General features: G+C 69.7%; 21 protein-coding genes and 1 tRNA gene. 4 read left to right on the forward strand and 18 right to left on the reverse strand.

The window, feature by feature from the left end; translation table 11 throughout:
* The first annotated feature begins 183 nt into the window (after positions 1–183).
* The 4 genes from QCD66_RS30480 (at position 184) to QCD66_RS30495 (ending at position 2,689) form a co-directional block, all read left to right on the forward strand.
* Positions 184–1,053, forward strand: coding sequence for a DUF3105 domain-containing protein (locus tag QCD66_RS30480; protein ID WP_364208660.1), 870 nt, complete (start codon positions 184–186; stop codon positions 1,051–1,053).
* A 43-nt stretch (positions 1,054–1,096) separates the two neighbouring features.
* A complete protein-coding gene (locus tag QCD66_RS30485; protein ID WP_375736070.1) occupies positions 1,097–1,777 on the forward strand; it encodes a DUF305 domain-containing protein in 681 nt (226 codons plus the stop codon).
* 76 nt (positions 1,778–1,853) lie between these two features.
* Positions 1,854–2,594: a winged helix-turn-helix domain-containing protein gene (locus QCD66_RS30490; RefSeq protein ID WP_375736069.1), complete on the forward strand. Its 741-nt coding sequence runs from the start codon at positions 1,854–1,856 to the stop codon at positions 2,592–2,594.
* Positions 2,595–2,614: 20 nt separating this feature from the next.
* A tRNA-Arg gene (locus QCD66_RS30495) sits at positions 2,615–2,689 on the forward strand.
* Positions 2,690–2,824: 135 nt separating this feature from the next.
* On the opposite strand, the gene QCD66_RS30500 is transcribed toward QCD66_RS30495, so the two are convergent.
* The 18 genes from QCD66_RS30500 to QCD66_RS30585 all read right to left on the reverse strand — a co-directional run bounded on the left by QCD66_RS30500 (position 2,825) and on the right by QCD66_RS30585 (position 15,646).
* Entirely contained in the window at positions 2,825–4,192 is a 1,368-nt protein-coding gene (locus QCD66_RS30500; RefSeq protein ID WP_375736068.1) for a tyrosine-type recombinase/integrase, read from the reverse strand.
* Complete coding sequence (locus QCD66_RS30505) at positions 4,189–4,407, reverse strand: helix-turn-helix transcriptional regulator (RefSeq protein WP_375736067.1); 219 nt, start codon at positions 4,405–4,407, stop codon at positions 4,189–4,191. Before QCD66_RS30505 ends, QCD66_RS30500 begins: the two co-directional genes overlap by 4 nt.
* Positions 4,404–4,601 carry a DUF3970 family protein gene (locus QCD66_RS30510; RefSeq protein ID WP_407566885.1) on the reverse strand — a complete coding sequence of 66 codons (198 nt, stop codon included), beginning with the start codon at positions 4,599–4,601 and terminating at the stop codon, positions 4,404–4,406. The genes QCD66_RS30505 and QCD66_RS30510 overlap by 4 nt, the downstream gene beginning before the upstream one ends.
* A gap of 423 nt (positions 4,602–5,024) precedes the next feature.
* Positions 5,025–6,581, reverse strand: a complete 1,557-nt coding sequence (locus tag QCD66_RS30515; protein WP_375736066.1) for a hypothetical protein — start codon at positions 6,579–6,581, stop codon at positions 5,025–5,027.
* A 30-nt stretch (positions 6,582–6,611) separates the two neighbouring features.
* Positions 6,612–7,547: a bifunctional DNA primase/polymerase gene (locus QCD66_RS30520; RefSeq protein WP_375736065.1), complete on the reverse strand. Its 936-nt coding sequence runs from the start codon at positions 7,545–7,547 to the stop codon at positions 6,612–6,614.
* A gap of 31 nt (positions 7,548–7,578) precedes the next feature.
* Positions 7,579–8,076, reverse strand: a complete 498-nt coding sequence (locus tag QCD66_RS30525; RefSeq protein ID WP_375736064.1) for a hypothetical protein — start codon at positions 8,074–8,076, stop codon at positions 7,579–7,581.
* Entirely contained in the window at positions 8,076–8,852 is a 777-nt protein-coding gene (locus tag QCD66_RS30530; RefSeq protein ID WP_375736063.1) for a hypothetical protein, read from the reverse strand. The genes QCD66_RS30525 and QCD66_RS30530 overlap by 1 nt, the downstream gene beginning before the upstream one ends.
* Positions 8,853–8,905: 53 nt before the next feature.
* Positions 8,906–9,652: a DNA cytosine methyltransferase gene (locus QCD66_RS30535; RefSeq protein ID WP_375736062.1), complete on the reverse strand. Its 747-nt coding sequence runs from the start codon at positions 9,650–9,652 to the stop codon at positions 8,906–8,908.
* Positions 9,652–9,957 carry a hypothetical protein gene (locus QCD66_RS30540; protein ID WP_375736061.1) on the reverse strand — a complete coding sequence of 102 codons (306 nt, stop codon included), beginning with the start codon at positions 9,955–9,957 and terminating at the stop codon, positions 9,652–9,654. The genes QCD66_RS30535 and QCD66_RS30540 overlap by 1 nt, the downstream gene beginning before the upstream one ends.
* The gene (locus QCD66_RS30545) at positions 9,954–10,205 is read right to left on the reverse strand and encodes a hypothetical protein (protein ID WP_407566886.1); all 252 of its coding nucleotides are present in this window, start codon (positions 10,203–10,205) and stop codon (positions 9,954–9,956) included. The genes QCD66_RS30540 and QCD66_RS30545 overlap by 4 nt, the downstream gene beginning before the upstream one ends.
* Positions 10,206–10,346: 141 nt before the next feature.
* Complete coding sequence (locus QCD66_RS30550; protein WP_407566887.1) at positions 10,347–12,566, reverse strand: cell division protein FtsK; 2,220 nt, start codon at positions 12,564–12,566, stop codon at positions 10,347–10,349.
* Positions 12,563–12,994 carry a hypothetical protein gene (locus QCD66_RS30555; RefSeq protein ID WP_375736929.1) on the reverse strand — a complete coding sequence of 144 codons (432 nt, stop codon included), beginning with the start codon at positions 12,992–12,994 and terminating at the stop codon, positions 12,563–12,565. Before QCD66_RS30555 ends, QCD66_RS30550 begins: the two co-directional genes overlap by 4 nt.
* A 129-nt stretch (positions 12,995–13,123) precedes the next feature.
* Positions 13,124–13,282, reverse strand: coding sequence for a hypothetical protein (locus tag QCD66_RS30560; RefSeq protein ID WP_375736930.1), 159 nt, complete (start codon positions 13,280–13,282; stop codon positions 13,124–13,126).
* Between the two features lie 27 nt (positions 13,283–13,309).
* Positions 13,310–13,510 (reverse strand): hypothetical protein, encoded by a 201-nt coding sequence (locus QCD66_RS30565; RefSeq protein WP_375736931.1) that lies wholly within the window; start codon positions 13,508–13,510, stop codon positions 13,310–13,312.
* On the reverse strand, positions 13,510–14,742 hold the full coding sequence (locus QCD66_RS30570) for a hypothetical protein (protein WP_375736932.1): 1,233 nt from the start codon (positions 14,740–14,742) through the stop codon (positions 13,510–13,512). Before QCD66_RS30570 ends, QCD66_RS30565 begins: the two co-directional genes overlap by 1 nt.
* The gene (locus QCD66_RS30575; RefSeq protein ID WP_375736933.1) at positions 14,742–15,038 is read right to left on the reverse strand and encodes a hypothetical protein; all 297 of its coding nucleotides are present in this window, start codon (positions 15,036–15,038) and stop codon (positions 14,742–14,744) included. The genes QCD66_RS30570 and QCD66_RS30575 overlap by 1 nt, the downstream gene beginning before the upstream one ends.
* A 1-nt stretch (position 15,039) precedes the next feature.
* On the reverse strand, positions 15,040–15,378 hold the full coding sequence (locus QCD66_RS30580; RefSeq protein WP_375736934.1) for a hypothetical protein: 339 nt from the start codon (positions 15,376–15,378) through the stop codon (positions 15,040–15,042).
* A gap of 31 nt (positions 15,379–15,409) precedes the next feature.
* Positions 15,410–15,646 (reverse strand): DUF6284 family protein, encoded by a 237-nt coding sequence (locus QCD66_RS30585; RefSeq protein ID WP_375736935.1) that lies wholly within the window; start codon positions 15,644–15,646, stop codon positions 15,410–15,412.
* Positions 15,647–15,956: the final 310 nt, after the last annotated feature.

The raw sequence follows: 15,956 nt of genomic DNA on the forward strand, positions 1-15,956 counted from the left end.
ACTCGGTCACTCGGCGGCGACCCTGCGCGTTCTCGGGAGCCGCCGGCCCCGTGCAACAGACCGTGCCGCGGACGCGGTACGGATCTCAGCACGGATCGCAACACGCGCAGTGACGAGCACCACAGCACCAAGATCCGCGTACGACACGTCCCCCCGTGACCGATCCCGATATGGCGAGGCCCCATGAGCATCAGCACCCCGGGTGGCAACCAACGCCGTCCCTCCGTGGTCAGCACCGGTAAGAAGGCCCCGGCCAGCAAGGCCACCGCCGACGGCAAGCCGGACACGGACGACAAGAACGCCACGACCGGCGGCAAGGCCGGCACCGCCACGAAGAGCGGACCGAAGACAGGCTCCGGCCGCCCCGGCGGGCGCCCGGCCGGCGGCGGCAAGGGCGGCGGCAAGGGCCGCAAGCCCATCGCGCCGGTCAAGGTGAGCCAGGGCCGGGCCTGGGGCCCGATCGCCATGTTCGTCGCGGTCGGCGTGCTGGCCGCCGGCATCATCGGCTACGGCGCCTTCGCCGCCTTCCAGGGCTCGAAGCCGTGGGAGGACCGGGCCGCCGACATCTCCGGCATCACCAACTTCCGGGAGACCGACCCCGAACTCGTCGCGGGCAGCCAGCACACCCCCGACCCGGTGCAATACACGATCACCCCGCCGGTCGCCGGCCCGCACAACGCCGCCTGGCAGAACTGCTCCGGTGACGTCTACGACGCGCCGATCGCCAACGAGCACGCGGTGCACAGCCTCGAGCACGGCGCGATCTGGATCACCTACCGCCCCGACCTGCCGCAGGACCAGGTCGCCCGGCTGGCCGAGCGGGTGCAGGGCACCGACAAGACGCTGATGAGCCCCTACGAGGGCCTCGACTCCGCGATCTCGCTCCAGGCCTGGGGCTACCAGCTCAAGGTCGACGACGCCGACGACAGCCGGATCGACGACTTCATCCGCGCGCTGCGGATCAACGCGTCGATCGAGGGTCCGAACGCGCTCTGCGCCCAGGGCATCACCGCCACCGGCACCACCCCGCGCAACATCGGTGGCGGCCAGTAACCAGCCGTCCGGCAGCCCGCACCCCAACCGGTAAGGAACGCAGATGGCCACATCCGTGGAAGCCGAGGTGCCGACGAACACCGGCACCTCGGCTCCCGGCGACTCGACCGAGCGCCGGCCCGCCCCGCGCTACGGCCTGGCGGTGGTGGCGATCGCCCTCGTCGTCGGCCTGCTCGCCGGCTACGCGGGCGGTTGGCTCACGCCGACCCTGACCCGTCCCGGCGAGAGTTCGCCCGAGGTCGGGTTCGCCCGGGACATGTCCGCGCACCACGCGCAGGCGGTCGAGATGGGCCTCATCGCCTTCCGTAACGCCACCGACCCGGACACCCAGCAGATCGGCATCGACATCGCCGCCGCCCAGCAGGGCGAGATCGGCACGATGCAGACCTGGCTGCGGCTCTGGGGCGTCGACCCGTCCGGCAGCCAGGCGCCGATGGCGTGGATGCCGGACGGGGTCGAGGCGATGCGTGACCGGGGCAACCTGATGCCCGGGATGGCCACCCCCGAGCAGATGGCCGCGCTCCGTACCGCCACCGGGCCACAGGTCGACCTGCTCTTCATCCAACTGATGCGCGACCACCACCTGGGCGGCATCCACATGGCCGACGCGATCATCGAGATGACCGACGACTCCGAGGTCATCAAGGTCGCGACCACGATGAAGAACACCCAGCAGACCGAGCTCGCCAACTTCGACATCCTCGAGAAGCGACTTACCTCCTGAAATGTCCGACCATGCTGTTTGCGTAGTTTCCCTGCGCCAACGGCCACCCCGCCCGTCCCGGGCTCGTTGTCCGGACGTGCGGGCTGTATTGAGAGACACCAGGCGGTCGGTCGCCAGCTGGTGCCGGCGGCACACGATCGGCGGTGACGGCGCGGTCGTCACCCGCCGCACGGACGGGCCGGAGCAGGCGGACCCGCTCACCCGTGAGCAGGAACTCGACCTCATCGACGTGCTCCGCGGCCGGCTGCCCGACCAGGTCGGCTTCGACGAGGAACTGTGGACCCGGCAGAGCGTCGCCGAACTCGTCGAGCACCTCTACGACATCCCGATGACCCCGCGGATCATCGGCCGCTACCTGCGCGGCTGGGGCCTCGGCCCGCGCGAGCCCGTGGAACGCGCCTGTGGCCTGTGCGCCGGCGCGGTCGCCCACTGGGTCGACACCGAATACCCCGCCATCGTCCGCAGCGCGCTGGACCACCACGCCGAGCTGTACTGGGTCGGCCGTACCCGGCTGCACGGCGTGGCACCGACCGCCGACGTACTGTCGGCCGTCTCCGCCCGGGGCCGGATCCGTTTCATGATCACCACACCGTGGGCAGACCGGTCGGTACCCCGCGACTTCCTGCTCCGGCTCAGCGGCGCCGACCACCGTACGGTCCACGTCGTCGTCGACGGATCGTGGGCCTCGGTCGACAGTCCCCGCCGTACGCCGGCCCGGATCGTGTTGCACCCGCTGCCGAGCTGTGGGCGCGGCACCGCGACCCGGCCGGGCGCAGACACGGGCGATACCGGTTGGGCGGGACAGCAGGGGTCCTGATACTCTTCCGTGGTCGCTGAGCCCCCGTAGCTCAGGGGATAGAGCACCGCCCTCCGGAGGCGGGGGCGCAGGTTCGAATCCTGCCGGGGGCACCATCGATAACCAGCACGAAAAGGCCCCTGACCAGGGAGAATCCGGTCAGGGGCCTTTATCACGTGTCCGGCTGTGTCCGGCCATCTACGGCCGCTGGCGGCCATCTGTCCCGAAGTGGTCCCGAAGTTTTGGCCAGTTCAGCCGTGCCCTAGGGCTCTCTCGACGCGCCGCCGAAGATCCGCGACCCCGCCGTCAAGGCACTTGGCGTAGATCCTGAGGAGCACCTCCACAGACTGTCCGGCCCACTCTGCTACCTGAGTAGCGGGTACACCCTCGTTCAGCCAGGTCGACACGGCGGCGTGCCGCAGGTCGTACGGCGTAGCGGCCAGCGGTGAGGTGGCCACCTCGGGAACCAATACGGCACGGCGCGCGTCGCGCCACACTCGGTTGATCGTCCCCTTTGGAAGATCTTCCTTGTTGCGCTCTCCGATGAACAGGCGACCGTTCGGGCCGTACCCGAACAACTCGATGTGAGCATTGATGATCGCCGTCAACTCGGGAGGGCACGGAGCAGTACGGGTTTCGCCCCGTGCCCGCTGCTTGAGTTGTCGACTGTCGCGGTTCTTGCCGCTGTCCGTCCATTCACTGCCGGCGTACGGATCGGCTCCGTCCAGAATGAATTCACCCCACCCCTCTTTTGGTAGGTGAAGGTTTGACTTGGCAAGCCGTACCGCTTCCTCGGGTCGCATGGCCGCGTAGTACAGGCATGCGTAGAACGCGACCATGCGTGGGCCGATGCGCCCCTGTTCTCGAACGCCTTCCAAAAGGGTTCGCGCTTGCACGGGGTTAGCAACCGATCGCTTGTCAATCGTCGTAACTATTTTCGGCGGCTTCCATTTCAAGTCGGGAAGCGGATTTGCCGAGAGCAGGCGCTTTTCTACGCCGTACTCAAGCGCAGTATTGAAGATCTTTCGGCGGCGACTAATCACGCTCGGCGCGGCCGGCTTGCCATCGAGTCGCACCGTGAGACCGTCCAGCACCGGGCGCAACACATCGGGCCGACTCAGGCTCGACACGTTTCGACTATTGCGCTTCACCCAGTCAAGCGCCAACCGCACTCTTTCGGGGACGTCTTGACCGGTGCGGCGCGCCGTGTTGAATGCCCACCGGCCGAGGGCGTAGCGCAGTAGCTTGCCGTCTGGGCGTCCTCGGGTGCCGGTCAGCATCAGAACCGTAAGGGCGGTCAGCGCCTCGGCGTGGGTACGCCTGGTTGTCGCAGCCACGTGTGGCCACTTCATGTCGGCAAAAGAACAAGCCAACTCGTACCATGACATTGAAGCGTTCTTGCGACGCATCGAAACAGGAAGCCCCGTTTCTACTTCGAACGCCTCACCTTTTCTGGACGCGGCAATCAGGTCCGACCGGAAACTCTCAGCCAGAGCTACAGTCTTGAAGGGTTCTTTCTGCCGCTCGCCTGCCACCTTCCAGCAAACCCAGTAGGTCTGGGTTCGCTTTCCTTCGTATACCTCGATTGCCCAGATTCGGACGTCGTAGGTGGTGGTCAAGCTGCCTCCTCGTAGAGCGATTCAAGCCACGCCTCGTAGTCGCGACGTTCGATTCGGAGTTCGCCGTTAGGCAACTTGCGGGACAACGGTCCCTTCCGCTTTGCCCGCCAGTCGTAGAAGGTCGATCGGCTAATACCAAGGTCGGCGCAGACATCGGCAATGGTCAGGTGGCGAGCAGAGCGGGATGCCCCCGCCGCATTGCGCCGAGCGGTCATGGCCGGACGTCCTTCCTTGGGGTGGCGTCGAGGTAGATCCGTTCCAAGGTGGAGGGTGAGCGGTCGGGGTAGCGGCGGCTGACGTAGCGGATATTGAAGGTCTTGGCGAGGGCAGCAAGTGCGGCAGTCATCTCACTGGAGGTGCCGTGCAGCCTGATTCGCATCGTGGGCGCCTTTCGGACGCAAGTGGCCATCGGTAGAGGATCAGGGAGGTATCGCCACAGAAGGGCTCAGAGCGGCCCTCTGAGAGGGCCGTAGGCGCAAGATCTCGGGTGTCCTGGTGTGTTGGTATGCGCCGAACCGTCTCAGGCGCTCTCAGAGGGTCGTTCGCTCTGGCTCGGGCCGCGCGTTGGTCGCGGTCCGTTGGCTCTTGCGTAGGGGGCTGAACCATCTCGGCATCTCGGCATCTCGGCAAAGGTGCGGTTGACCTGCGGAAATGTCTGCCGAGATCTTTTAGGGTCTGGTGGTTCATCTCGGCAGTCTCGGCATCTCGGCAGGAGGGTTGCCGAGTTGCCGAGATTGAAGGTTGTCGACTGGTTGGGTCTCGGCAGAGGGTTTGTGCTGGTGGAGGGCCGGTTCTGCCGAGTTGCCGAGTTGCCGAGTTGGTTCAGCGATTTCTAGGCGTCGCGTTGTTCGACCCAGTAGACGGCGCGACCTCGTTCGTTGGTGCCGTCGCGGATGACGTGTTCTCCGCGCCATCGTCCGGCTTGGCCGGTGAGGAGGCGGCCGAGTTGGAGGGGGTTGGGTAGGCGGCCGGCGCTGGTGGTGATGAACTGGCCGTCCCATGGGTCGGTGATGTCGCTGCCGATGTGGGTGGGTTCGGCGTCGCGGCGGAGGTCGGCGGCGGTCATGGGGCGGTTGCCGTGGCGGTCGTGCCAGCAGGTGAGGAACGTGCGCCAGCGCGTTTCGTCTTCATCGATCTTCCGGACGTCGGCGGCGTTGGTCAGGAAGCCGTCGATGTCGTGGTGGGCGAGGAAGCCGCCGAGCGCTTGCGCCCAGGGGGTGAATTGGCGCATCGAAAGTCCGGCGGCCCGCGGCGCACCTTGGCGCGTCCAGTCGAGTACCAGGACGAGTAGGTGCCACAGGACGGTGAGTTGGTTGGCGGGGGCGGTGATCCACTGGTCAAGGTGTGGGATGCCGAATCCGGACTGGTCGCGTAGTTCGGGGCGGGGCATGTCCGGGTCGAGATGTACCCGGACGGTGCGGGATGCCATGTCGCCGCCGACCTGGAGGTTGTTGCCGGTGGCCATCCACAGCCGGTCGTTGACGGTGGCGACGTTGCGGGACGCGCCGAGTTGCCGGTCGGACCACACGCCGCTGGTGACGAGTTGGGCGAGTACCGCCGAGTCGATGACGGTGCCCTCTGCGAGGTTGTCCCAGATGACGACGCCGACCTGTTCGGCGAGTACCGCGGTAATGGACTTGCGTAGTTCCTCGTCGGCGTAGGCCCAGGGCATGACGCGCTGGCCGTAGAGCATGCCCGGACCGGCGGTCAGGATCGTCTTGCCGGACGAGGGCATGGTCGCGTCGATCAGCGCGAACGGCGTCAACGAGCGGGTGAAGTGCCGCAGGATCGGGGTGGCCAGCAGCGCGACGTAGTTCGCGCGGTCCGCGGCACTGGCCCACGGGAAATCGCGCAGGAACTGGCCGAGCAGGAACGTGCGTGCCTGGCTGACCTGTTCCGGGGTGGGTTCGTCGGGAACGGGTGGCAGGGCGACTTTGGCGGCGAGGTAGAGGCCGGTGGCCGGGTCGTAGCCGGGCTGCTGTAGGAGGGTGCCGTCGCGGCGTAGGACCGGGGCGCCGATGATGCCGCGCAGCGGGGCGACGCCGGGCCAGGTCTTGCCGGCCAGGACCGAGGCCAGGATGTCGCGGGGCGGGGTTACCTCGTCTTCGTAGACCTGGGGGTCGCCGCTGTCGTTCTTGCGGGTTTTGAGCCGGTAGACGTAGGCGTGTTCGGCCAGCAGGCCGGCCAGTCCGGCCGGGGTGACGGTGCTGGCTGCGACCGGTAGCGGTGAGTCTTCGTCGGCGGCGGTGGCCAGGCCACCGGAGACGGCTTCCATGTGGACCAGCGCACCGGCCGACACGTAGGTGTCGGGCAGTAGTCCTTCGGTGAGCGCCTTCTTGAGTACGCGGATCGTTTCCGGGCCGGAGCCGATCTGCAACCGGGTGGTCACGGGGCTCTCCTTCCTGCTCCGGGGGCGGGGTTAGGCGGCGACGGTTCGGGGCTGACGCGCGCCGGTCCGTAGACCGGACGCGATCGTGCGCGCGACTTCTCCGGCGGGTAGTCCGCGGGACAGTGCGACCGGGGTCAGTACCGCCGTCACGTCGTCGTCGGTCAGGGCGCCACCGGCGGCGAGCTGGCCGAGCGCGACCGCGGCGACGAACAGCGCCCGGTTGCGTTGCCCGTCCGGGGCGGCGGCCAGGTGGGCGACCTGCCGGCGGATCGCCGCCGCGAGGTACGCGCCGCGCCGACTGGTCGGCAGCGCCACGGTTACCGGCCCGCGGGCCGGCAGCGGCGCCGGGGCGAGCAGCCCGGCCAGCCAGCCGGGCAGCGGCATCGGTTCCAGGTCGACGGCGACCCGGTACGGCCGGCCGTTCGCGGTCGAGCCGGCGGCGACGACGTATCCGCCGTGGGCGCGGGTGTCGACCAGCCACCCCAACCGGCCCGCCGTGTTTCGCAGAGCCGGGCCGCTGGTCGGGTGGCGGTAGTAGAGGTGGGTACCGCCTCGGCCGGTCGTGACCGTGTACGTCAGGTCCGGCACCGGCTGTCCGGCGCGTTCAGCGAGGACGGTGAACACGTCGCCGCCGTCGTGTACGCCGTCGAGCCGCCATGCGGCCGGCGGGGTCTGGCCGGGCTTGGGGGTATCCAGGTCGCATACGACCAGCCCGGACGGGCCGCACGCGATACCGATCCCGTAGGGGCGGGTCGACCATGCTCGGCGGATGCGGTCCGGGTCGACGGTGGCGCGTTCCTCCCACCCGACATGGCGGCCGGCGGCACGGCATCGGGGGTCGGTGCCGTCGCAGCGCTCGGCGGTGCACCGGTCCGGGAACGCGGGCCGCTTGTCGTCAGGAATCAGCGGAAAGACGTACCAGCCGCGTTCGGCGTAGCCGAGAGCAGCGGTGAGTAGGTCAGGCATGGAAATTCTCTCCGTTCCGGTCGGTCAGGAGTCAGGCGGAGTGAGGCAGGTCGAACAGCCCGGCCGAAGGCCGGTCCGATCGGCTCGTCCGTGGGCGGAGCGGCACGACCGGCGCCAGCCCGACCGGGCCGACGAACGCCCGCCGGGGCGCGGTCGACGCGGCGGCCCGCAACGCGGCGACCACCTCAGCCAGTGTTCGGCGCGGGGCGTTCGACCACGGGATGACCGGGGCACGCATCCCAGCCGCCCCGTAGCTGGACAGGTGGTAGTTGAGGTGATCGAGCGTCGCCGCGTACGCCTCGGGCGTGCCGGGCGGTGTGCTGGTCAGGTACCACTTCGGACGGCCGACAAGCGCGGCCCGGACAGCGCCGAGGATCGACGCCGGGAACATGCCGGTCCGATGCACCGGACAGTCGCGTTGGCAGTTGTCGTGGGAGTCGTAGAGGCGGTGGTCGCGGGTCCAGCCGTGGCGGCCGATGTAGGCGGCGGCCAGGTGAAGGGTGTCGGGGATGCCGGTCGGTCGGCCCATCAGGCTGCCTTGCGGGCGGTTGCGCGGACGGTGGTGGCCCAGTTCAGGGCGTAGGTCAGGCAGTTGGCGCAGTTCTTGTGCCGGGCGGCGTGGCCGGGCAGCGGTGGCCGGCGTCGGGCGTCGATAGACCAGGCCATCGAGTCGGCTGAGGTGAGTAGGTGGCCGTGTTCGGCCAGTCCGAGGACTTTGAACCCGAACCCGTGCAGGCGTCGCACGCCGCGTAGGTGCAGGGCGCGCAGGATCAGCCCGGCGTCGCGGGTGCCCTGCCGGCGGCATACCGAGCCGAGTCCGACCAGCGGCACCGTGGTCAGGTCGAGCCCGATCATCGACTGGTAGAGGTCGACGCACCGCAGGTAGTCATCGGGCTGCCAGCCCTGCACCACCGGGATGATCGGTAGGTCGGGGGCGAGGTCGCGCAGCTGCGCGTAGTTCGCCACGGTCCGCCGCTGGTGTTCGGCCACGGACAGGCCGGTTCCGGCGAACCGTTGCCCGGCGGCGATCCCGCCACCGATGACGATCGGTTCGCACATCCAGTCCTGCGGGGCCGCCCACAGCAGGTGTCCGATGTGGTCGCGGTAGCGACGTAGCCGGGCCACGTATTCGGCCGGGGTGACGGTCCACCGGCCGTACTTTTGTAGCTCGGTGAACCCGCCGGAATCGCATGCCCACGGCGCAGCTGCGACGGGCAGTGTCTTGTAGACCCGTAGCCGCCGGTCGGAGACGAACAGCGGCACCCGTGCGCGGGACAGCCAGCCCGGCTGGTGACTACCGAGCATGAACAGTGGCCCACCGTCCAGACCAGCTCCGACGCTGGCGACCGGCCGGGCCATCACGCGGCCCGCCTGGCGGTGGCCGACACGGCGCCGTTGGTGATCAGTCGACCGATGTGTTCGGCGACGTCGGGGACGACGGCGTTTCCGAGTGCGCGACGTCGGTCCACCCCACGGGGAATCCCATGAGCCACTCGACCCACGTCGGGTTCGGTGGCCCACCGATCGCGTCCCCCAGGTCGACCGTGCCCCCCTTCGCTCTGGCCATCCGGCGCAGCAGGGCCGGTTCGCTGAGCCCGCCACGGGCACCGTCCTTGGCCTTCGGGGTGGGCCAGGATGAACAGGCGCTTACGTGGGTGTGGGGCGCCCATCTCGCAAGCGCTGATGTAGCCGGCACGGGCGGCGTACCCGAGCCGGTCCAGGTCGGCAAGAACAGTGGCGAGGCCACGGGTTCGCAGACCGGGCACGTTCTCGGCGACGACCCATTCGGGCCGCAGATCGGCGACGACGTCGGCCATCGGGTTCCAGAGCCAGCGCGGGTCCTGTTGCGCCAGTTTGCGACCCGCGTCGCTGACCGGCTGGCACGGGAATCCACCGGCGACAACGTGAACAGCGGGACGGGGACGGGACCGCCACCAGGCGACAGCGGTTCGGACATCGTCATGTCGGGGCACCTCCGGCCAGTGGGCGGCGAGCACGTGACGGCAGAACGGATCGATCTCGACCTGACCGACGACCGTCATCCCGGCCCGCTCCAAACCGAGTTCCAGACCACCGATCCCGGCGAACAGCGACAGCACGTTCATCACGCCGCCCCCCGGTACCGGTCCGGCGTCGGCCGGCCGGCGAGCGCGGCGCGCGTGACCAGGGTGCGCAGGTCGCCGAGCAGCGTGCGCAACTGCCGGCGGGCGGTCGACTCGACCGGGGCGAGGGCGATCCGCAGTCGGACGTCGGCGTACTCGCCACCGCCGTCGACCAGGACGCGGGTGAGTACGGCCCGGCCGTGGCCGGGCAGGTCGACCACGATCTCTTCCGATCGGTGTTCGGCGAGGTTGCATCGGTGGTCGCGGGCGCACCAGTCGGTGTGCGGCCGGGGCCGGCGGCGGTTCATCGGGTGCCGTCCCGGCGTACCTGGTTGATGCGGTTGTAGAGCCGGCGGCCGGCGCGGAGTCGGCGGCCGGTGCCGTCGCAGCGGCGGCATTCGCGGAACGCGCGGCCGGACGGGGAGCGTCGGCGGCCGGTTCCGGTGCAGCGTCGGCAGGCTTTGAACGGCCAGACCGAGCAGGCGAGAGCGTAACCGAGTGTGATCAGGATGGCGGTGGTGGCGAGGGTGCCAGCACCGATGGCGGGGGTGTCCACAACAGCCTCCCAGACGGGTTTTTGGGTGCATGAGGCTGTGAGCTGCTATCTGCTAGATCGCAGCTCAGGTTTCCGATGGGGTGCTAGCGGGGCTGCTATCGCTAGCAGGTCGAGCCGCTATCGATAGCAGCCCCGCACCGGCTAGTCCGCCGACCGCTTCCGGTTACGTTCGGTGATCGCGGCGAGGAGGTGGGCGTGGGTGAAGCCGCGCCGGGTGATCTGCTTGCCGTCGATGCGCCGTCCGACGTCCCGAACGGTGATCGACGGGTGCGGCTTGAGCGCGGCGGTCAGTTGCGCCGCCTCCCAACCGCCGTAGACGTCCGGGCGCAGTTCGGCGAGCAGCGTGCACAGCGTCTCGTTCCACGCCGACTTCTCTCCGGCGGGCCAGACCTGGGCGAGGTCGGCGAGCACGTCGGCGATGTGGGCGGCGTCGCGGGTCTGGCTGTCCGGCTCGGGCAGCGTCCCGGCCACCTGCCGCAGCGCGACGGCGCGGGCGACGATGCGGGCGGCGGCGTCGGTGTTGACGTAGTACGAGCGGACCGAGGCGGGCTTGCCGAAGCCGCGCAGGATGCCCCACCCGGCCTCATCAACCGGCTGGAACACGGTGGCGCGGTAGCCCTGCTTGTACGACGACGTCCCGAGGATCATGTCGTTCGCCGTCTGATCGGCCACCGACAGGCAGAACCGGGAGTTGACGTTGCGGGTGATGCCGGTCGGCAGGCTGTCCTTGTCCGGGATCTGCGTACCGATCAGGATGATCACGCCGAGCGCGCGGCCGAGCTTGATGACCTTCTCCAGGATCTCCCCGGCGTCCTTGCCGTACTTGCTGGTCATCAGCTCTTGCAGCTCATCGAACCAGGCCACCAGCGGGTGAAGGCCCGAACCCTTGAGCGAGGCGAGTTCCGGGGTGACCTTGTTCTCCGGTGCCTTGCCGAGCCGGGCGTAGTGCTCGATGCGCTTGGACCGGCGGCGGCATTCCTCGTACAGCCACTCGATGAACGCGAAGCAGCGGGCGAGGGTGTCGTCATCGAAGCCGTTGCCGTACTCGGTCATGACCGGTTCCAGCACGGCGAAGTCCCCGACGCCCTTCAGTTCGTAGCCCCGGATCTCCGTACGTGCGTCCAGGGCGGCGGCGAGGACCAGGTCCCGCAGCGCGAACGTCTTACCGCTGCCGGGTTGGCCGCCGAACAGGTAGTTGCGGAACATCAGGCTGACGTCGACGTTCTCCAGCCGGGGCGTGGTGGCCAGGGGGAACGGCTTGAACACGTCGACCTTCGCCGACGATGACAGCAGCGGCCAGGCGGGCTGTTTCATCTGCGACGCCGGTTCGTAGCCGACCCACAACGCCAGGCGGCCGGTGTGTCCGTCGGCCGGTTCGGGCCACACCTGGTCGAGCGGCAGCCGCAGCGCCGAGGCGAGCTTGCCCCGCCGCGCGACGACCTCGGAGGCTTCGACGCCGTACGGCAGGTCGACGATGGCGATGTGGCCGGGGCCGTCGCGGTGGATGTCGACCGGGAAACTGATCGCACGCGGGTCCTTGGCTACCGCGGAGTTGATGCCGGACAGGCCGAGCGACGTCAGGCCGCGCCGGACGAGTTCGGCGGTGAGCTTGCGGTAGCGGGTCGCCTCGGTCACCCGGTCGGTGATCGGCTTGTCATCCGGCCGACCCACCCGCGCCAACAGCCCAACCGTGAGCGCCGACGCGGCCCACGGCGCCCACTCGGGTACCGGGCCGTAGGCCAGGACCAGGCCACCCGCCGTCGCCGCGCCGGCACCGGCGGCGAGCAGCCACCAACGCCACGTCGACTGACGCTGACGGCGCGCGTCGAGCTTCAACCACTGATCGATGTCCGACGACGAACCCCGACCGGCCGCGGCCTGCCGAAGCCCGTAGTTGCCTTCCTCGGCACTGGCCCACAACAGCAGACGGCCGGTGCCCTTGAACAGCCCGACCGGGCACCACACCAGCAGCTTGCCCGCGTACTTCGGCAGCCGGACCGCGTGGAACGCGGACACGTAGCCGAAGTCCTTGAGCTGCCAGCGGATCGCGGCCTTGATGCCACGCAAGGTGTAGGCCCAGCGGGGCAGGATCGCCCGCCGATCCGGACGGCGGGTCGGGGTGAAACCGGGGTCGTCGTCCCGGTCGACCGGCGCACCGAGCGTCGGCGCGTCGTCGTCAAGCGACTCCGCATCCCCGTCGCTGTCGTCGTCGGTGTCGTCGGCGGCCGGGCTGGTGGAGGTGTCCCCCGCCCCGGCGCGGCGGTTGCGGACCTTGTCCAGGTCGACCACCTCGGCGTCGACCACCTCGCCGTCGATCGTGCGGTCGTCGAAGTCGTCGGGCTGAAACGCGTTGGTACTCATCTGCGGTACTCCCCTCGCGGGCAGGTGGTGGGCGTGGCGGAATCGATCAGGGCCAGGTCAGCGCGGTCCTTCGGGCGGGCGGTGGCCAGCTTGGAGCGGCGGACCTCGGACAGCGGGGCGAACGGGATACCGGCATGCCACTCGGCGGACCGGATGAGGTGGTCGGTGTCGAAGCCGGGCAGCCACCGGTCGGCGGCTTCAATCTGAAGCCGGACCATGCGGCCATGCCCGGACGGCGCGGTGACCGGTCGGGACATGGCGGCCAGCCGGTCCCACGCCGCACCACGCGCCACCACATCCAGGTCACCAAGCTGGGTACGCAGGCCGTGAGCGAGCAACGGACCGGACCCGAACACGACGTAGTCGGTCGCGGGCAGGTGCAGGGCGCGCAGCATGCGGATCAGCGGGTGTCGGCCGATCGTGCTCATGCGGCCACGACCAGGGCCGGGGGAAGGGTCTGGGAACATGGGTGGTCTCTCCTGATGTCTGGTGACGGACGGGGAGACCGGCGGCACGGCACTGGTTTGCGAGGCCGTAGGCCGTGCCGCCGGGCGGGGTCAGCGGTTCTTGTGCCGTCGTCCGAAGCCCTCGCAGACGCCGATGGACTCGCGCTGGCAGTCCTCGCACCGCAGGTCCGGGCGCGGGGTCGGCTGCTGTCGGGCGATGAGCTGCGCGACCAGTTCGACGGTGCTCTTGTTCTTGTCCTTCTTGCTCACGTCGGTTCCTGTCTGTCGGTGGGCGGGTCAGGTGTTGGGGTTCAGGTCCTCGCACAGCACGGCGAGGCCGGTCAGCAGGTCTTCGAGCACGGCCTGTCGGTCGGCGTCCTCGTCGTTGAGCCGCGTCTCGGCCTGCCCGATGAGCTGGTCGATCCGGTGACGGGCCGCTGCGATCTGTCGGCGGTAGCCGGCGGCGGTCACGGCGAGGTGACCGGCGACGTCGGCCATCACGCGGCCTTCAGGTGGCCGCTGTAAGCGGGCGTTTCCGCAGGGTTCGGGCCGGATGGTGAACCGGTCCCGGTGCGGGGCCGGTGGCGCTTGACGGTGCTCACGCTGACCCGCGCCAGGTCCGCGATCCGCTCGTGGGTGGCGGCCGGTTCGGCGTCGTGTGCGGCGGTGACCCGCTGCGCGGCGGTCAGGGAACGCGGCGTGACCCGCTCCACCACGACCGGCTCAACCGGCGCCGGAGCGACCGGTTCAACCGGGGTCGGCTGGTCGACGACGACCGGCTCAGGAGCCGGCTCGGCGGCCGGGGCCGGGCCGGTCACGGCGACCGGTCGGAGGGCCGGCGTGGGGGTCGGCTTGCCGGTCAAGGCGTGCCAGGCGGCCCGTGTGCGGTTGGTGCCGGCGGCGGCGCGGCGGGCGGCGCGTTCGGTGTTGTAGCCCTCCCATGCCTTGCGGGGGTCGCGTTCGTTGTGCTCGATCGACCACCGTTCGGCCATCCGCGACCGGATCGGAAACGCGCGGCGTCGTTTCGGGGAGAACTCGACCCCGGCGTCATCGATGAGGTTGGAGTCCTCGGCGAGCAGTTGCATGTGCTGTGCCCGGCGGGTGTGGAGTCCCCACAGCCACGGGCTGAGCAGCGACAGCAGGGCGAACGCCACCGCCGCAGCCGTCGGCTTGATCCCGTCGGCGAAGTGGGCGTAGTTGATCGCGGCGACCACGGCGGCGATCAGCCATGCCGCCTTGCGCAGCGACGCGGCCGTGGCGTGGGCCTTGAGCATCAGGGCGTCATGGGCGTGCCACTGCACGTAGACGGCAATCGACTCCAGCGCCAGCGCGAACGCCAGCGCGAACGCCAGCCGGGGCGGAACCGTCCACGTTGCCGGGGCGATCTCGGAGAAGGCGTAGGCGGCCTGGGCGTAGGCGGCACCACCGTTGATCAGCAGCAGCGGCAACGCCGGGCGGACCTTCGCCGCGAACGCCGCCCGTGCCTTGCGGCGCCGGTCGCTGCTCTCGGCACGCTCCCGGCGGCGGACCGCCGCGCGCCGCTGGCGTTCCTCGTCTTCGGCGATCGCCCGGCGGCGGGCCTGCTCGGCGGCGGCGTCCTGCCGTTCCCGGTCGAGCTGGGCCATCAGCCGCATCCGCTCGACCTCGGCGGCGGCGGCTTCCCGCCGGGCCGCCGCGTGCGCGGCAGCGGTGTCCGCGTCCACGAACGCGGCACTTCGTCGGAACCTCATCAGTTGTCCTCCGTCCTCTCGTAGGCGGCGGGAGTGGGGTTGGGTTCGATCCATGCCTGACCACGGGGGCGAGACCAGTCGAAGCCGGTGCCGCACCGCTTGAACGGCGGCACCTCAGACCGGACCACCCGGCCGTTACGCCGAAAGATCACGTCGAACGCGTCGGCGCAGTCCGGGCAGGCGTAGATGGTGTGGGCGGCGTACTGGTGACCGAGCAGGCCACGCTGGTACGCCTCCACTCGGATACCGGCCGGCAGGCCGCAGCCCGGCAACAACCGGCGGCGGGTGTCGGCCATGTCAGGCACCCGTCAGCGCGGCGAGCTTGTCTACCGTGTCGGTGTCGAGCGGGCCGGGGTCGGTGCGGTCCGTGGCGTAGGCGCTGATCTTCCAGCCGTGCCACTTAGGCCAGGCGTACAGCGTCCGGTACGGGGTGCCGTCGTCCTTGACCTCGGTGAACTCGTGGGTCGTCAGGTCATCCGAGTTGAGTCCGGCCGCGTGCAGCCAGGAGCGCAGGTCAGCGATCGATTCGAACTCGACGCGCAGGCTCTGCCCGTCGCCTGCCTGTCGAATCTCGGTCGGGTTGGCCAGCAGCAGCAGTTCGGCGAACACCGTCCGCCGGGACTTCCGTTCGGTCATTGCACGAAACTCCTTCACAGTGAGAGGCAGGTCAGGCGACCAGCCGGAACGGGGCGGTCGGGACGCTGATCGCGGCGGCGGCCCGCGTGACGCGGTGCTCGGCGCGACGCACCCGACGCCAGTCGAGCGAGGTCGGGCCGCCGTGATCGGCGGCGTAGATCAGGGAAATCTCCGCGTCGAGCAGGTCCAGTTCGGCCGCGATCAGCGGCCACTCACGGTCGATCGCGGCCAGGTCGGCGGCGGTCGGGCCGTCCAGTTCGGGGTTCACTTCGATCGGTTCCTTCCGGTACGGCGAGAGCGCGACGGCTGCCGGCAAGACCGGCACCGACGCTCATCGGGGGCCAGCGGAGCGAGGCGGCCACACCCGCCGCAGTCACGCCACACGGCGCTGCTCCTGGTCGTAATCCGCACGGCGGCGGCGATGCTCACGGACATGACAGCTCACCTCTCTCCAGCTCAAGTCAGGTCGGACAAGCAACCGGGGCGCGGCCAACACCGGCCGCGCTCCCCAGGCGACGCGGCGTGCGAACAGCACGCGGGCGACCCTCGGTTGGGCAAGCAAGGGGCCAAACCCCTGA

The sequence above is a fragment of the Polymorphospora sp. A560 genome (assembly GCF_045781765.1).
Taxonomy (GTDB): domain Bacteria; phylum Actinomycetota; class Actinomycetes; order Mycobacteriales; family Micromonosporaceae; genus Polymorphospora; species Polymorphospora lycopeni.

Bases quoted from the DNA above. Each gene is read 5' to 3' on its own strand.
- QCD66_RS30520 (WP_375736065.1), bottom strand. From the start codon at position 7,547: ATGCCTGACCTACTCACCGCTGCTCTCGGCTACGCCGAACGCGGCTGG.
- QCD66_RS30480 (WP_364208660.1), top strand. From the start codon at position 184: ATGAGCATCAGCACCCCGGGTGGCAACCAACGCCGTCCCTCCGTGGTC.
- QCD66_RS30535 (WP_375736062.1), bottom strand. From the start codon at position 9,652: ATGAACGTGCTGTCGCTGTTCGCCGGGATCGGTGGTCTGGAACTCGGT.
- QCD66_RS30505 (WP_375736067.1), bottom strand. From the start codon at position 4,407: ATGACCGCTCGGCGCAATGCGGCGGGGGCATCCCGCTCTGCTCGCCAC.
- QCD66_RS30555 (WP_375736929.1), bottom strand. From the start codon at position 12,994: ATGAGCACGATCGGCCGACACCCGCTGATCCGCATGCTGCGCGCCCTG.
- QCD66_RS30485 (WP_375736070.1), top strand. From the start codon at position 1,097: ATGGCCACATCCGTGGAAGCCGAGGTGCCGACGAACACCGGCACCTCG.
- QCD66_RS30525 (WP_375736064.1), bottom strand. From the start codon at position 8,076: ATGGGCCGACCGACCGGCATCCCCGACACCCTTCACCTGGCCGCCGCC.
- QCD66_RS30580 (WP_375736934.1), bottom strand. From the start codon at position 15,378: ATGACCGAACGGAAGTCCCGGCGGACGGTGTTCGCCGAACTGCTGCTG.
- QCD66_RS30565 (WP_375736931.1), bottom strand. From the start codon at position 13,510: ATGGCCGACGTCGCCGGTCACCTCGCCGTGACCGCCGCCGGCTACCGC.
- QCD66_RS30575 (WP_375736933.1), bottom strand. From the start codon at position 15,038: ATGGCCGACACCCGCCGCCGGTTGTTGCCGGGCTGCGGCCTGCCGGCC.
- QCD66_RS30510 (WP_407566885.1), bottom strand. From the start codon at position 4,601: ATGGCCACTTGCGTCCGAAAGGCGCCCACGATGCGAATCAGGCTGCAC.
- QCD66_RS30550 (WP_407566887.1), bottom strand. From the start codon at position 12,566: ATGAGTACCAACGCGTTTCAGCCCGACGACTTCGACGACCGCACGATC.
- QCD66_RS30570 (WP_375736932.1), bottom strand. From the start codon at position 14,742: ATGAGGTTCCGACGAAGTGCCGCGTTCGTGGACGCGGACACCGCTGCC.
- QCD66_RS30540 (WP_375736061.1), bottom strand. From the start codon at position 9,957: ATGAACCGCCGCCGGCCCCGGCCGCACACCGACTGGTGCGCCCGCGAC.
- QCD66_RS30530 (WP_375736063.1), bottom strand. From the start codon at position 8,852: ATGCTCGGTAGTCACCAGCCGGGCTGGCTGTCCCGCGCACGGGTGCCG.